The organism is Arcicella gelida (assembly GCF_034931025.1).
Lineage (GTDB): Bacteria > Bacteroidota > Bacteroidia > Cytophagales > Spirosomataceae > Arcicella > Arcicella gelida.
Genome location: NZ_JAYGIL010000015.1, coordinates 90,953 through 107,000 on the forward strand (window position 1 = coordinate 90,953; position 16,048 = coordinate 107,000).

Annotated in this window: 16 protein-coding genes; 7 read left to right on the forward strand and 9 right to left on the reverse strand. The window is 32.8% G+C overall.

Annotated elements, in window-relative coordinates:
• Positions 1 to 17: 17 nt before the first annotated feature.
• Positions 18 to 554, reverse strand: a complete 537-nt coding sequence (locus tag VB776_RS13485; protein WP_323330498.1) for a C40 family peptidase — start codon at positions 552 to 554, stop codon at positions 18 to 20.
• A 175-nt stretch (positions 555 to 729) separates the two neighbouring features.
• Here VB776_RS13485 and VB776_RS13490 point away from each other — a divergent pair, with 175 nt between their 5' ends.
• On the forward strand, positions 730 to 999 hold the full coding sequence (locus VB776_RS13490) for a hypothetical protein (protein WP_323330500.1): 270 nt from the start codon (positions 730 to 732) through the stop codon (positions 997 to 999).
• Positions 1,000 to 1,064: 65 nt separating this feature from the next.
• Here VB776_RS13490 and VB776_RS13495 read toward each other — a convergent pair whose 3' ends face one another.
• The 3 genes from VB776_RS13495 to VB776_RS13505 form a co-directional block, all read right to left on the reverse strand.
• The gene (locus VB776_RS13495; RefSeq protein ID WP_323330502.1) at positions 1,065 to 2,228 is read right to left on the reverse strand and encodes a glycosyltransferase family protein; all 1,164 of its coding nucleotides are present in this window, start codon (positions 2,226 to 2,228) and stop codon (positions 1,065 to 1,067) included.
• A gap of 12 nt (positions 2,229 to 2,240) precedes the next feature.
• Entirely contained in the window at positions 2,241 to 3,074 is an 834-nt protein-coding gene (locus tag VB776_RS13500) for a UDP-2,3-diacylglucosamine diphosphatase (RefSeq protein ID WP_323330504.1), read from the reverse strand.
• 63 nt (positions 3,075 to 3,137) lie between these two features.
• Positions 3,138 to 3,824 carry a response regulator gene (locus VB776_RS13505; protein WP_323330506.1) on the reverse strand — a complete coding sequence of 229 codons (687 nt, stop codon included), beginning with the start codon at positions 3,822 to 3,824 and terminating at the stop codon, positions 3,138 to 3,140.
• 358 nt (positions 3,825 to 4,182) lie between these two features.
• Between VB776_RS13505 and VB776_RS13510 the strand changes: the two genes are divergently transcribed.
• Both VB776_RS13510 and VB776_RS13515 read left to right on the forward strand, forming a co-directional pair.
• Entirely contained in the window at positions 4,183 to 5,118 is a 936-nt protein-coding gene (locus tag VB776_RS13510; protein ID WP_323330508.1) for an ATP-grasp domain-containing protein, read from the forward strand.
• Positions 5,119 to 5,225: 107 nt separating this feature from the next.
• Positions 5,226 to 6,158, forward strand: coding sequence for a metallophosphoesterase family protein (locus tag VB776_RS13515; RefSeq protein ID WP_323330510.1), 933 nt, complete (start codon positions 5,226 to 5,228; stop codon positions 6,156 to 6,158).
• 149 nt (positions 6,159 to 6,307) lie between these two features.
• On the opposite strand, the gene VB776_RS13520 is transcribed toward VB776_RS13515, so the two are convergent.
• Positions 6,308 to 6,949 (reverse strand): response regulator transcription factor, encoded by a 642-nt coding sequence (locus tag VB776_RS13520; RefSeq protein ID WP_323330512.1) that lies wholly within the window; start codon positions 6,947 to 6,949, stop codon positions 6,308 to 6,310.
• 39 nt (positions 6,950 to 6,988) lie between these two features.
• On the opposite strand from VB776_RS13520, the gene VB776_RS13525 reads away from it, so the two are divergent.
• Positions 6,989 to 8,728 (forward strand): sensor histidine kinase, encoded by a 1,740-nt coding sequence (locus VB776_RS13525; RefSeq protein ID WP_323330514.1) that lies wholly within the window; start codon positions 6,989 to 6,991, stop codon positions 8,726 to 8,728.
• 51 nt (positions 8,729 to 8,779) lie between these two features.
• Here VB776_RS13525 and VB776_RS13530 read toward each other — a convergent pair whose 3' ends face one another.
• Positions 8,780 to 10,153, reverse strand: coding sequence for a hypothetical protein (locus tag VB776_RS13530; protein ID WP_323330516.1), 1,374 nt, complete (start codon positions 10,151 to 10,153; stop codon positions 8,780 to 8,782).
• 201 nt (positions 10,154 to 10,354) lie between these two features.
• Here VB776_RS13530 and VB776_RS13535 point away from each other — a divergent pair, with 201 nt between their 5' ends.
• Entirely contained in the window at positions 10,355 to 10,828 is a 474-nt protein-coding gene (locus VB776_RS13535) for a DUF2059 domain-containing protein (protein WP_323330518.1), read from the forward strand.
• A gap of 670 nt (positions 10,829 to 11,498) precedes the next feature.
• Here VB776_RS13535 and VB776_RS13540 read toward each other — a convergent pair.
• Positions 11,499 to 12,251: a shikimate dehydrogenase family protein gene (locus tag VB776_RS13540; RefSeq protein ID WP_323330520.1), complete on the reverse strand. Its 753-nt coding sequence runs from the start codon at positions 12,249 to 12,251 to the stop codon at positions 11,499 to 11,501.
• A gap of 113 nt (positions 12,252 to 12,364) precedes the next feature.
• Positions 12,365 to 12,781 carry a Holliday junction resolvase RuvX gene (gene ruvX / locus VB776_RS13545; protein WP_323330522.1) on the reverse strand — a complete coding sequence of 139 codons (417 nt, stop codon included), beginning with the start codon at positions 12,779 to 12,781 and terminating at the stop codon, positions 12,365 to 12,367.
• Positions 12,782 to 13,081: 300 nt separating this feature from the next.
• On the opposite strand from ruvX, the gene VB776_RS13550 reads away from it, so the two are divergent.
• Together VB776_RS13550 and VB776_RS13555 are read left to right on the forward strand one after the other, a co-directional pair.
• On the forward strand, positions 13,082 to 14,743 hold the full coding sequence (locus tag VB776_RS13550) for a S41 family peptidase (protein ID WP_323330524.1): 1,662 nt from the start codon (positions 13,082 to 13,084) through the stop codon (positions 14,741 to 14,743).
• A gap of 24 nt (positions 14,744 to 14,767) precedes the next feature.
• The gene (locus tag VB776_RS13555; RefSeq protein WP_323330526.1) at positions 14,768 to 15,307 is read left to right on the forward strand and encodes a hypothetical protein; all 540 of its coding nucleotides are present in this window, start codon (positions 14,768 to 14,770) and stop codon (positions 15,305 to 15,307) included.
• Positions 15,308 to 15,368: 61 nt separating this feature from the next.
• On the opposite strand, the gene VB776_RS13560 is transcribed toward VB776_RS13555, so the two are convergent.
• Entirely contained in the window at positions 15,369 to 15,926 is a 558-nt protein-coding gene (locus VB776_RS13560; protein ID WP_323330528.1) for a YcxB family protein, read from the reverse strand.
• Positions 15,927 to 16,048 lie beyond the last annotated feature (122 nt).

Sequence of the window (16,048 nt, forward strand, 5' to 3'; positions counted from 1 at the left end):
CACAATTCACAATTATATCAATCCTTTTCAATCTTAATATTCTTAGCATCAGCAGGATTCAGTACACGTTTAATACCCATAAATCTTTTCTGGTAATAAGCAGCGTCTAAATAATCATAACGAACACCACCGTTCCAAGCTGAGTGAATAAACTTAATATATTTGTCGGTTACTTCGGTAACAATTCCGACGTGACCGACTCTCTTCCCTTTGGCATTATGTCCTTTAAAGAAAATCAAATCACTAGGCTGGGCTTCAATTCTGGAAACGGAGTAACCTAATAAGCTTTGAGCAGCACTTCCATGCGGTAAAATCATCCCAAAGTTTTTAAAACAATAACGGACAAAACCAGAGCAGTCAAAACCTTTTTTGGTAGTTCCACCAGAGCGATACCTCAGATGAAGGTGGTCATTAGCGAAGTCGAGGAGATTATTTACTGTATTAAGATTGTAGTAATTAGACTTCTTGTGAGTCGAATCGGAAGGAATAAATTGTCCAAAAGAAACAAATTTAATTCCAATACAAAAGATGGTAAATAAAGCTTTTTTCAGCATAATATTGGGTATGATGTCTGAGTTCAGTGTCTAAATTAGTTAAAAATGTTCAAAAACGAAAACGTTTATCTTTATTTTATCCAATTGTCGATAAGCTTTTAACTGATTTTTTAAGATTATAGTATATCAAAATTGATAATTCATCCTGAAATTACTGAATGATCCTACCTTCAAAATGGTAAAGACAGGAATAGAAGCCATTGATTTTTTTGTTATATTTACAGTATATCATCCTTTAGAAATCATGAAAGTTGACTCAACAAATAAGCCATATCTTTTCAAGAAAGTAAAAACTTATTCCGCAGAAGAAATCATAGCGGCTGGAGGAAGCACTGCTTTTGGGAAGCTGACTGGTCATACGCCAGAACGTTTAAAAGATATGCCTGTAGGAGAACCTTTAACAGAAGAAGAATACCAAAAAGCACTAAAAATGTTAAAAAAGTAGATAAATTTAACTTTAGTGACAACTGATAATGACTTTGACCATCTCAATAATTACTTTCTCCAACTCTACAAACTTGAACCCAAAGATCTACGGAAATATCTTGCCAATTGAGTCGTTCTTCTGAAAGTATAAATCTCAATTTCTTTCTTGGTTACTTCTTCTAAAGTATGTAAAAAAATATTGGCTGTTTGTGCTTGCCAAGCTTGAAAAGTCACACTGATATTTCTGTGCTGAGGAAGATATTCAATAAAACGGGAGAAATTAAACGTAGTATCTGCAATGCCAGCACCAGCACGTTCGCCGTCTAAAGCATTAATTTGTTGTTCGATATGATTCGGCACAGGAACCATCATGATAGGTTTACCCAAATACATCGCTTCGCAAACCGATTCAAAACCTGCGGTACAAACTAATCCTGCACAATTTTGCATCATGTTCAAAAACTTCTCGGCATTTACTTGATGAAAAGTAAGGTTTTCATGACAGTTCCATTCATTGCCAAACTCACGATTATTCCAAAAACAATGTACTTCCACATTTCTGTGTTCAGCATGCCAATTGATAATATCTTCGGCTAATTTATGATGGGTAATATAGGCTAGAAAATATGATTTTGTCGTAGGTTGTAGAGCTTTTACTTCTTCACGCAAAAGCGGAGGAGTTACTACAATTTGGTTTGCATTATCTTCTGGCATTTCCACAAAAGATAATGCTAGTTTTTTTGTTGAATTAAGAGAGGTAAGATGGGTATTGAGATTCAATAAAAAACGGTCTATTTTTTTATTAGGCAATGAAACAAATTGATTGTGAAGTAACAAATACTGATGACCTACGCAAACAACTGGAATATTGGGGCGATGAAATTGAGCATACAATCCACAGATAATATCATAAAAATTCACGATAACATCTGGACGATGTGTATTTACTTCTTCCGCTAAAAATTGAATACTCTTGCGATACTTGCTGAGTTTTAACAAATGTGTTTTGATGGTATCCCAAACTTTAACTGCTTTGGTTTGTCCGTAAACTAAACTTGGAGCTGCAAAAGTATTAATCGGAGCTTTAATTTTATCTGTAAAGAAAGTCGGTAAATTACGATTGTCTTCCATGCCAACCATTACAGAAACCACTTCATGCCCTGCGGCAGTCAGGATTTCAAAAAGAGAAATAGCCTGTGTTAAATGTCCACGACCTTCTCCTTGCACGACGAATAAATACTTGCTCATATTGGTTGTATGTTAAGAGATACTCATAAAAATTCCTTTGGCAGTTTTCATTGCCTCGGCATCTATTACTTCATCGGTTACTTCTTCTTCTAAATCCAGTGTGTTTTGGAGTAGATAAAGTAAATCCCAATTGCCTTGGTAGTCTTCAACCAAAGCCGTTAATGATTCTACCCAATCGCCCGAATTCATATAAGTTATATCTTGAATCAAACGAATGTCTGGTTTGTGGATATGTCCACAAATAATACCTTCGCAATGATTTGCTTTGGCCAATTCGATGAGCTTTTCTTCAAAGTCCGAAACATAGTTTACAGCTTCTTTTACTCTTTGTTTAATTTTCTGAGAAAAAGAGTAATAAGAAAAGCCTCGCCACTTACGATATTGGTTATATAGTTTGTTGATGGATAAAAGGAAATTATAACCAATATCGCCGAGGTAGGCGAGCCATTTCATTTGCGAAGTGACCGAATCAAAAATGTCTCCATGTGTAATGAAGAAGCTTTTTGAACCAGATTGTAAAATATAATCACGTTGAACGATAAAGTATTTTCCTAATTGAAAAGGTATGATTTGATCTAAAAAATCATCATGATTACCTCTCAAATAAATTACTTTAGTATTATGATTTTCAATCATTTTCAAGACAGTCCTAAAAAAAGCAGTATGTTTTTTCTTCCAAGAGCCACCTTTTTTCAGTTGCCAACCATCAATAATATCGCCATTCATGATTAAGGTTTCACAGGAAATACTCTTCAAGAAGGCTGTTACTTCTTTAGCTTTTGAACCTTCTGAGCCTAGGTGAACATCAGAAATGATGACGGTTTTATATTGCTTTGGCGTTTTCATAATCCAAAGTTGTTATTTTACTTTAATCAGATGATTGCCAGAATATTAAAGGATTGTTAAGGATTAGTTTCTTGAAAATAAATATCCTACACCTTTGATAGTACGAATATAGTCTTCTCCGATTTTTTCACGAATCTTGCGGATGTGTACATCCACAGTGCGTTCTGTGACGTGGATACCTTTGCCCCAAACACTTGAAAGGATTTCGTCTCGTGTATAAACCTTATTTGGATTACTCACAAAGAACATCAACAAGTCGAATTCTTTTTTGGGTAAAGTCCAAGAAGATTCCTTTACAGCGATAGAATAATTTTGGCGGTTAATGATTAAATCCTCCAAAACCACTTTTTCTTCTTCTAAGGTTTCGGCAATGTTGCGTTGAAAAACAGCTTTAATCCTGCTAATTAAAGCCCTAGGTTTCACAGGTTTGATGATATAATCGTTAGCACCAATATCAAAAGCGGCAACTTCCGAATACTCTTCTGTTCTGGCGGTCAAGAATATCAGATAAGAATTCTTCAATTCTTTAGATTGTTTGATGATTCTGCCAGCTTCAATACCATCCATAACGGGCATCATAATGTCCATCAGAATCATGTCTGGCAAGAAATCTTGAGCTACTTGAATCCCCTGAAGACCATTTTCGGCGGTACGGATTTGAAAACCTTCTTTCTGTAGGTTGTATTCAAGTAATTCTAGAATATCTGGGTCGTCGTCAACCAATAAGATTTTCAGAGATAGGTCAATCATTTTTTATAATCTTAAAAAGTTTGATAAATTTTAACCAAACTTACTGCCCTAAGATTATCTCAGTGTTAAGCTTGAATTATGCTTTCTTTATGTTTATTACGAAACAAACATTGAAGTCATAAACCAAGTAAAATTGCGTTGAAAAACGCCTAGATAACGTCCTACTTTTTGCATGAGATGATTTGTTTAAATTTATGTCTCAAAAGTAGTTTTCTAATGTAATCATATCATTAACAACACTTTACGTTTTTGTAAAAGAAGTTGTTTGTACAAAGAATTAACATATCCATAATTATCTGATAATCATTGAACATTGTAATGTCTATTATTTTCGATTTCTAATATTAACCATGAAATCATGCCAGCCCAAAAACTTATTTTCCTTTATTCAGACTCCACTTTCACACCGTGGAAAGAAAATATTTTCGGAAGTACCATCGCTACTTTCTTGAAAGCTACACCAGAAGACTACTATCCTTATGTAACACATTTTGTGGGTTTTACGACAGAGTTTGCCAATTTTCTAAAGCAATTCGATGTGGTTTTTAATGTGTGTTATGGTTTTGGAGAAGTTGGTCAGGCAGATATTGCTCGTTGGTTAGATAGCCATGCTATCAAGCACACCGCAAGTACTTATGAAGTACAAATCTTAGCCAAAGACAAAATGAATCTTCCACAAATCTGTGAAGCAATACAAGTAAAAACGCCTCCTATTATAGAACTCAGCGATGTCGCTTCTTTAGAATACGAACGCTATATTGTAAAGCATAGGATGGGAAGTTTGCATTTGAATATGTTGGTTTTTGATGCTTCTGAAATACCATATCAGACTTTGATGGAGAAAGAAGATTACATCATTCAACCTTACATTACAGGACGTGAATTTACAGTTGGTGTAATTCCGAATGAAGACGGAACAGATTACATGGCTTTATCACCTTTAGAGATTCGTCCTGATGATAATAGAGAAGTATATATTGCAGGACAAGCCTATGGAGTAACCGAAAAAATATTGAATCCAGCAATGGAAGAAAGTATTCGTCAGGAAATCATGCAAAAGGTTTTGACTTTACACAAAACGATGAAAATCAGAGGAATGTCCAGAACAGATATTCGTATTCATAATGGCGAAATTTATGTATTGGATATTAATACAATGCCCAATTTAGATGCCCGTAGTTTTTTACCAAGTATTGCTTTGAACGAAGGTATTGATTTAAAAGAACTTTTCCGTAGAATTTTATTAATGACTCAATTAGCATATTCCAAAACTATTGAGTTGGAAATGGCTTAGTTTACAATTCCTTTACAATCCATCAGTAAAGTTTACAAAGGCTTAATTGTCAGACAACCAATAGCTTATCTTAAAAGACAATCTTTGCGAAACCAAACTGAAATTAGATGCAAAGACGAGATTTACTTCGCCAGATGGGGCTTGTAGCTGGCGGTTTATCCATTCCGAATTTTGTAAAAGCACAAGAGCAAACCAATACTCCGAAAAGAGTTTTAAGAGTTGCACATATTACTGATGTACACATTGAGGAAGCCATTCCTTTAGTAAATTCTTCAAAGGGTTTTGCTAAATGTTTACATCATATTCAAAATGAAGTAAAGCCTGATTTAATTATCAATTCTGGTGATTGTGTGATGGATGCCCATAAACACAGAAAAGGAAATGTAAAAAAGCAGTGGAATTTATTCAATGATGTGCTGAAGGCTGAAAACTCCTTACCTATTTTTCATAGTGTTGGTAACCATGATATTTGCTGTGAAGGTGATAGCCAAAGTAGTTTTGAAGATGGGAAAAAATGGGCAATGGATGAAATGGGCATTGACAAGCGTTATTATAGCTTTGATAATAAAGATTGGCATTTTGTAATGTTGGATAGTGTTCAGAAAAAGAAAGATGGTTCTTGGTACACTGCCAATGTTGATGAAGAACAATTCGATTGGTTGAAAAAAGACCTTAAAGCTTTACCATCCAATAAACCAACGATGGTTATCTCGCACATTCCTATTTTGGCAGCTTGTGTCTTTTTTGATGGAAACAACATGAAAGAAAAAGATGGGCGTTGGGAAGTACCAGGAAGTTGGATGCACACTGATTCTAAACAATTAGCAGAACTTTTCCATGATCATAAAAATGTAAAACTCGCTGTTTCGGGACATATACATTTAAGTGACCGTGTTGATTATAATGGTGTTTCGTATTGTTGTAACGGAGCTGTTTCTGGTAGATGGTGGTTCGGGAAATATCAACACACCGAAGCGGGCTATGCAGTAATTGATTTATACGACGATGGTTCGTTTACCAATAATTATGTTAGTTATTAATTTAGTGATTGAGTGAGTTGTGATTGAGTGATTATTTAGTTGTGAATTGTTAATTAGTGAGTTGTGAATAAGTTATCAGTTTTTAATTAATAACCAAATTATTCTTTAGACCAAAAGCATTCACTAATTCACAACTCACTCAATCACAATTACTTCAAATATCCATATTCAATAGCAAGCTTGATGAGTCCTGCTACGTTTTTTACTTCAAATTTTGCTAATAAATTACTTCTGTGAGTTTCTACGGTTTTGTCGCTGATGAAAAGTGTTGTGGCTATTTCTTTTGTGGTTAAACCTTTTCCGATAAGGTCAAGTATTTCTCTTTCTCTTCTTGTAAAACGAATCTGATAAAGGCTTTTTTCTTGTTGTTTTTGTCGTGTCAATCCCCTCATGATGATATTCATCACTTCTTCACTTTGGTAAGTATTGCCTTCATAAACTGTTCTAATGGCTTTTTGTAATTCTTCCGTACCAGTATTTTTCAAAATATAGCCTGAAGAACCATTTTTAATCATTTTCGTGATAAAGCTTTCATCATTATACATCGACATCGCCAATACTTTGACAGTTGGATAATTGTCTGAAATATACTTACAGACATCCAAACCACTGTCTTCACCAAGGTTGATGTCCAGCAGCACAACATCAATGCTATTTGCTGCTAAAAAAATCTTAACTTGTTCAGCCGTTTTGCATTCGCCAACTACTTCAAAATCTGAAACAGGCGATAACAATGAAGCTACTCCCTCTGTGAAAATTTTATGGTCATCAACTAATAAAATGCGTATCATTACGTGATTAATATTTGGCAAATGTATATTTATACTAATATGAAGAACCTTCTTTTATCTCCTAAAATAACAATATTATTTTTGCTTCTCAAGGTTTCTTTAGCAATTTCCCAAGATGAGTACCCTAGTTTAAGTAAAAATTATACTAAAGCTCAGTTGGATAATATGTTATTGAAGTATCAAAACAGAAAAGATACGCTTGGTCTAGCTTATACTTATTGGAGTTATGCCAAAAGTGAAGAGAAACAGTACGGACTCAATTATTCTCCACTTACGAACCTCCGTAAAAGTATGGAGTGTTTTCTAATAATGAAAGATTCGGCTAATTTTTACAATATACGAGGGGCTTTGGGGTCTTACTTTATGGATAGACCTTTTATCAAAGAGTACGCAAAAGAATATATAAAGAGTGCTGTTGATTATTTCAGAGTAAAAAATCAACCCATTAGTGAAATTGGGCATTTAGTGAATTTAGCCAATATTGATATTCACGAGAATAATTTCAAAAACGTAAAAGAAATCCTTGATAGGGTTGAAATGCTTAATAAAAAAGTAAAAGATGAGGCATACGAAGGGAGACTTCATTCTTCTTATTCAGATTATTATTATCGTATCGCAAAGTATGACGAATCGCTCAAACATGCTGAAATAAGTTATAGAATAGGCAAAAAACTACAAATTGATTGGTTGGAGGCTCTTTCACTTTACGTAAAATCTAAATGTTATGATGCTTTAAATAATCAAGAAGAAAGACTTGCCACTTTATTAGAAAGCCAAAAAATTGTTGAAAGTAATAGCATATTGATACAATTACAAAAAGAAGTGTATTACGAAATTCAAAACTATTACTTCAAACAAAAGAATTTTCAGAAGGCCTATGACTTTATGAATAAGGCTAGAAAAACCACTGAAGAAATCTATTTCTCTAAAATGGAAAGCGATGTTCGTGCTTTTAGCGAATATAATTTACTGGAAAAACAGCGCATGGTGGTTTCTAAAATTGCTTTAGAAAAGAAACTCGCCGACATTGAATTAGACAAACTTTTGATTCGTCAACAAATGTATATAGTCTTGATTATTTTGGCGATTCTTTTGATTAGTGTGCTGGCTTATGCCTATTTTAGCCGACAACGCTTTAATCGATTAGATGCTGAGAAAGTAAAGAAAAATATTCAAATCGAAACACTTCGTGCGTTGATTAACGGACAAGAAATTGAAAGACTACGGATTTCGCAAGAACTTCATGATGGTTTAGGTACTTTATTGTCCAGAATTAAATTCCAGACCGAAAATATCAATACTTCTAAAGACCAAATTGCAGAAATGATAGATGATGCCTGTGATGAAGTGCGTATTATTTCAAGTAATTTACAACCCAATGCACTGACGCAATTTGGGTTAATTCGTTCGATTGATGATTTGATTTTAAAACAGAACAGTACTTCTCCGAATATTATCTTCCAACATTTTGGGAAAGAATTTGAGATTTCGCCTGAAAGTAGCTTGATGATTTTTAGAATTATTCAAGAATTGATGACGAATGCCCTCAAGCATGCCGATGCTTTTGAAATTCTGATTCAACTAGTATATCAAGAAGAAAGAACTTTGACCATCACCGTTGAAGACGACGGCAAAGGTTTTGACGATAACAAAGTACAACCAGAGAATAATGGATGGAATAATATTCGTTCAAGAGTAAATTATTTACACGGCATCATTGCTTTGCATTCAGAACCTACTGCTGGTACTTCTGTAACGATTTCAATTCCTTTTGTTTGATAAGAAAAACGCTCAATGCTGAGTCAAGCACTGAGCGTCAATATTACTTTTTTATAAAACTCCTCTTTTCATTTTGTCTAAAGTATTTTCCAAGCTACTGCTTTCTTCACCATATTTTTTTAAGGTTTCTACTGCATTTGTTTGCCATTGAATCGCCTCTTCCTTTTTACCAGTTTTATAGAGTAAACAAGCATAAGTATCCATCATCATTGGGTTTTGTTTACGGTTTACATCTGGCGAAAGTGTCTCATAAATCTCTATTGCTCTTTTCGACCACGTAAGTGCTTTTGCTAAACTTTCTGAATTGTTGGTATATTTATAATAAGAAAAAGCAACATTATTCAATTGTCGGGCATAACCTATGAAAAAAGGAGTGTATGTGGTGGATATGACTGCGATACCATTTTGCTCTTTTTTCTTCGAATTGAGTATAGCATTTCGTTCATTATCTTCTCTTTTTTTCAAATTATCTACCGATACATTCATCAACAAATAATCACAAAAAGCCTGAGAATCTCTTAAATATGCAGTAGTGTCTTTAATAGCTTCAAAGAAACTTAACAAATAAGTATATCTTTTGAAACTTCCTTTTTCAAAACCATCAGTATTGACATTTTCTATAAAACTACCAATCTGATATGCCAAAGCTTTGTCCTTATTTTTCATCGCAATAGCATTAGTACTTTGTATAATTCTGTTGTTAATATTTACTCTTTCTTTTAAAGAATAAGTAAAAAATAAGCTATCAACAGTTTTTTTAGAAAAAAGATTTAGCAAGAGTTTTCTACCAATATTGTTCAATGGTAAAGCTTGTTCTGTAATGAATTTAGCCATTTCAATCGTTGAAAGTTCTGCTAAAGTTTGCATCTGAAGGTATTCATTTACTAATTCATAAGCGTCAATGTCAAATTTATTTCTTTCTTCAATAATTTTTCTGAGCAGTTCTTTACTTCGATCTCCATTTTTGTATTTCAATTCTAATTCTTTTAAAGGATTATTCTTTGAGAGCTCAATGGCTTTATCGGCTAATTCTAAATAAAAAGTTGGGTTTGAATTAGTAGAGTTTACTTTTCGTAAAACAATTCCATCTGCATCTAAAAAAATAGAACCCATATTAAAGTTCTCTAGCTGATTTTTTTCGTTGATTTGCTTAAAGATTTCATCTTCTTTTTTTACTGAAACAGCAATAAAATTGAGTGCATATTTTTCTTTTAAAAGAGTACTAGAAAGTCCTTTTTGAGCTACTTCATTACATTGATTACAAGTGGCAGCATTTAATTGAACAAAAATGAGTTTTTTGTCTTTTTTAGCTTTAGAGATTAACTTTTCATAAGAAGGGAAATTATCAAATTGTACTTGTGCTTGAAGGTTTGAAAGTGTAAATAAAGTACATAACAGTACGATGTAAAAAACAGAGTGTTTCATAGTGATAGAAATGTTAAATATTGAATTAATAAGGTATTTCACAAAGCTAATCAAAAACACTTATTGTTCACAAGTATTTTTGATTTACTGAAGTATTACTTCAATAATGTTAATTATTTTTTATTTTATTTACTTATCTTGGCAAAGTATTCATACGCTGTTTTTTTAGTACATTCTATCACATTTTAAACATACACAAACATGAAAGTAATCACCGTTATTCTTTTTTTATTAGTTTCTTCTACAAGTTTTGCACAAACCGATAGCACAAAAGCAAAAGACATCAAAAAACTTCTTGAAGTAAGCGGTACTGCTAAGGCTGTCAAAACAATGATGACACAATACATGAGTATGATGAAAACTAGTCCTGTTTACAAAGATGCACCAGCAGGTTTTTTTGATAAAGTACTTACTACGATTGATTATGACGAATTTATAATGTTATATGTACCTATTTATGACAAACATTTTACTCATAGTGAAATAAAAGAACTGATAGCTTATCATGAAAGTCCGATAGGAAAAAAAGTAATTGAAAAACAACCACTCATCATGTCAGATTCAATGCAAATGGGGAAAGAATTTGGAGAAAAACTAGGTAGAAAGGTATATCAACAAATGCAAGAAGAAAAAGGCGAAACAGAAGAGCCCGAAGAAGAGGACGAAAATAAATAAACCACAGCACGAGTTTCCAACTCGTGCTTTTTTTGTTAATTATTAGTTTTTGTGACGGATTTGAAATCCGTATTACAGAGCATATCAAAAATGGTTGAAAATTTATTTTCACAAACTTCCCCGTTCCCATCAAATAATCGAAGTTCTCTTTAAAAACCTTCTTGCTTCTTTATGGAATAATAATAAATGACTATCAATAGTTGTTTAAAACTGTATTCAAAGTTTTGTTAAAAGTCGTAACCATTAATCTGGAAAGCACAGAGTCTTGATATAAATAGTTTTGTATATTTCTGTATATCAATTAATTGTAAGCGTACAATGCTATATAATAAACATATAGTAATAAACTAAAACAGTCTAACAATACTTCATTGTAATACGATTATAAATTAGAGCAGTCTAACAATACTTCATTGTAACACGATTATAAATTAAAACAGTCTAACAATACTTCATTGTAATACGATTATAAATTAAAACAGTCTAACAATGCTTCATTGTAATACGATTATAAATTAGAGCAGTCTAACAATACTTCATTGTAATACGATTATAAATTAGACCAGTCTAACAATACTTCATTGTAATACGATTATAAACTAAAACAGTCTAACAATATAGATTTGTTAGACTGTTCTGGTTGATTGTATAGCAATGAAGGAATGTCGTTCTATATATTCCAAATTTCCCAAGCTTTTTCTGCTTGTCCGTGAAGCATCTCTAAACCAAAGTGAACACCTTTTGCCCCATTTTTCATTCCTTTTTTTAAGAAAGTAGTCTCTAATGGATTATAGACGATGTCATACAACAAATGTTTATCCGTCAATAAATGATATGGAATTGCTGGAAAGTTTTCTATTTTAGGATACATTCCTAAAGGAGTGGTATTCACAATAAAAAGATGTTCTTTCATTACTTCTTCTGTCAATTCTTCATAAGTAATGGTATCATCTTCTTTAGTTCTTGATACATATTGTGTGGCTAAACCTAAATCTTGCAAAGCTTGAATAATAGCTTTTGCAGCACCACCCTTTCCTAATACTAAAGCTTTCTGAGGTAAGATTTCTTGAAAGTCAGCCCATTTTTCTAAAGTCCATCTGAAACCCCAATAATCAGTATTAAAACCTTTGGTAGAACCATCAGGCATAATTTTAATGGTATTAACCGCACCGATTTTCAAAGCGGCTTCATCTACTGCATCCAAAAAAGGAATAACGTTTTGTTTATGCGGAATCGTAACATTCAAACCTTTTAGTGCTGGGTTATTATTTTTCAATAAAGTAGGAAAATCTTGAATGTTTTCTAATTCAAATTTTTCATAAGTATGCGTGTCGGCAATACCTAATTGTTGGAATTTTTCTGTGAAGTATCCTTTAGAAAATGAATGTCCAAGCGGATAGCCAATAAGTCCGTAAAGATTCATGTTGATTGTTTTAATAAACCTATAAGGTTTTGCTAAGTAACTGGAAAGATGATATTTATATGTAAACCTTATAGGTTTTGGTTTTAATTTTAATACTCCGATTTTTTTTGATATTACATTCCTTTACTTTCCATAAAAGATTGTAAAATGATTGTCGCAGAGATTTTATCAATATTTCCTTTTTCACGACGATCTTTTTTGGAATATCCGCTCGCAATCATCGCACTCATTGCCATCGACGAAGTAAAACGTTCGTCATGCAAATGAATGGGCATTTCAGGAAATGCTTTTTTTAGCCCTTTCACAAAGCCTTTTACTTGTGGCGTATTGTTGGTGTCTTCGCCATCTAAGTTGATTGGCATTCCTACAACTATGGCTTCAACTTCTTCACGGGCAATGTATGCCTTCAAGAATTCCAAGACATCTTTGCTATGAACAGTGTCTAAAGCAGAAGCAATGATTTTTAAAGGGTCAGTTACTGCCAAACCTACTCTTTTACTGCCATAATCTATGGCTAAAATTCTTCCCATTGTATTTGAATTACTTCAGTCATTACTCTTTTAATATATTCATGAGAAAGAAATTGAATTGAAAAGTCTTTCTTCTGAATAGTAAAGCCAAGGATGAAGTATTGTTGATTTATTATCTTACAAAGTTACATCATTTTATTGGGCAAATATTTTCCGAAAGAATTCATCGTTATTAAAAAACCTATTCCTGCTGAAAAAGGTAGAACATTATATGCTTTTTAAGAATTTATTGGTATTTTGTTGTTAAAATAATTTTTTGATTAAATGATGAAGGAAAATAAGCCCGTAAATAATTCTCCAATGAGTGTCAGACTCCCCATTATCATTGCTTTTACTTTGGTGATAGGAATGCTTGTTGGTGCCAATTTCTTTGGTGGTCAGTCGAGGATGAATAATGTAGCAAAAGGTATTGCAAAATATCGTGAAGTACTTTCTTTGGTTGAAACCAATTATGTAGATTCAGTCAGTACAGATTCTTTAGTAGAGTTTTCTATCAAAAAAATGTTAGAAAAATTAGATCCACATACTTCTTATTTTTCAACAGAAGACGTTGCAGCGGCACGTTCACAATTAGAATCAGGCTTTGATGGCATTGGCATTGAATTCAATGTTTTTAATGATACTGTTTATGTGGTGAATGCTATGGTGGGAGGACCTTCGGATGCCGTAGGTATCAAAAGTGGTGACCGACTAATTAAAGCAGATGGTGTTTCATTAATAGGACAAAAAGTGAATTCTAGTTTGATATTTAGTAAACTCAGAGGACCAAGAGGAAGCGAAGTAAACCTAGAAATTGTAAGAAATGGCGAAAGCAAAGTCAGAACTTTTACGGTTACTCGTGATAGAATTCCTTCTTACTCAATCAATGCTGGTTTTATGATGGATAACCAAACAGGATACATCAAAGTGGATCGTTTTACAGAATCTACTTATGATGAATTTAAAAAAGCGTTAACTTCTTTGAAATCGCAAGGTTTGAAAAGATTAGTACTTGATTTGCGTGGAAATCCTGGAGGATATAAAGACCGTGCTGAGAAAATGGTAGATGAATTATTATCAGACGATAGACTGATTGTTTACACAGATGGCAAAGGCACAAAGTTTGATTCGCAAACTTTTACTCGTCAAGAAGGTATTTTTGAAAAAGGAGCAGTGATTGTATTAGTTGATGAAAACAGTGCTTCGGCTTCTGAAATTGTAGCAGGAGCTTTACAAGATAATGACCGTGCTTTGATTGTCGGCAGACGTTCGTTCGGAAAAGGTTTGGTACAAATGCCAATTACTTTGCATGATGGTTCAGAACTAAGACTGACTATTTCGAGATATTATACGCCAAGTGGTAGGAGTATTCAAAAACCATACTCTTTAGGGAAAGAAGAAGATTACGAAAAAGACTATGAACAACGTTTGAAAGGAGGAGAGTTTTTTAGTTCTGACAGTATTAAGTTTAATGAAAAACTGAAATATAAAACTGTTGCAGGCAGAATCGTTTATGGTGGTGGAGGTATTACTCCAGATGTATTTGTGGCAAGAGATACTACTTATTATTCTAAGTATTTAACCGAATTGTTTAGCAAAAATGTTATCAGAGAATATGCGTTGAATTATGCAAATAACAATTTGAAAGCTTTAGATAAGCTTAGTTTCAAGGATTTCTCAAAACAATTTGTAGTGAATGATGCCATGATGGCAGATTTACAAAAATTGGCAACACAAGCAAAAATTAAATATTCAGCCAAAGATTACGAGCGTTCTGCCAATTATATCCGAGGACAAATAAAGGCTTTAGTAGCCAGAAATATTTGGCAAAGAAAAACAAATAGAACTTTGAACAATGAATATTATCAAGTGCTGATGTCTTTTGATGAAACACTGCAAAAAGCATTACAAAACTTTGATAAAGCAGAAAAGTTGGCTCGTGGCGAAATGGTTGAAACCTTGACGCATTCGGGTAAGCAGTAGTAATACCTTATTAAACGTACAATATTGAATAGGAGATTAAAAAGAGCATTAATTAGAGAAAATGCAAAATCGCAACGGCAAAATAGAAAACTAAATTGGGATAAAGTAAAATCATTTATTCGTATTATGCTTTTACTTTGGATTGGTAGTTCTTTGTTTATTTTTGGTATAATTTTATTTCAAGTAGTTAACAGGAATTCGGTCAGAGATGCTGTTTTAAAAAATCCTGTTGAAACTAGAGCGGTTATTGTTAAAAAGAAGAGTTCATCAAGAAGAAATACTGGTTATCTTGGAGAGTTTAAATTCTTTGTTTCTGGTGAAAGTTATGTAGGTACAACATTTAAAAATTACGAGGGACAAATTGGTCAAACAATTTGTGTGCAATACCTAGCAAGTAATCCTAAACAAAATATATCCTGTAAAGATTTAGCTTATGAATCAATAAAAGAAGACGTTATTTTTTCGTCTCTCAAGGCTTGTTTATTGATAATAGGAGTAACAACTGTTATGTATATTTTCTGGGTATTCTTTAACTATAATGAGTTTTTAAAAGAGTTTACTTAACAATAAAAATCCCATGCAAACCAAGTTTACAGGGGATTTTTATTAAAGATTGAATGTCAGATTAGTCAATCGTATATCCTTTATCTTTCAAGATTCTATCTAATAATTTTTTATCGCTATCATTATTAAATACTGTAAAAGGTAAGAAAATAAATTGGTATTGACCCATATCTAAAATAAAGCCTTCTTTCGTTTTTCTTGCACTTTTAATCATATCCCATTTAATAACGCCTCCTTCAGTGTCATTCAATTTCATCAAAATCTGGCGACTATCAATTTCGTAACGATATTTGCTAAAAAGCTGTTTGTATTGTTCTAATTGCGTAACACCTGTAAATTGAATAGCCCAGAAAATCAAATAAGCTAATGCACCGATAATCGTTAAAACATAAATCCAGTAATTATGATAAACACCAGTAAGGTTTACGATTACGTTGATAAAAATTAATGCTAAAGGCACAAATCCCCAATACCATTGATTTTTAATAAGTTGCATCATGTTTATTCCGATGAATTTATTTTTTTCAAGGGCAAACTTTTTGGTTTTGATTGCTAATGGATTTGATTGAATTGGTTGTTGTACTCGTCTTTGTTGTGACTGAGCGTATCCTTTTGCCATGTTTGTAATAAAATTTGGTGATTCAGAACACAAAGGTACAAAAAATAAGGAAGTTTTGTAGTGAAGAGGTTTATCCGTATCAAATTAATGATTTCCTAATAGAATTATTGAGCTATAATTAC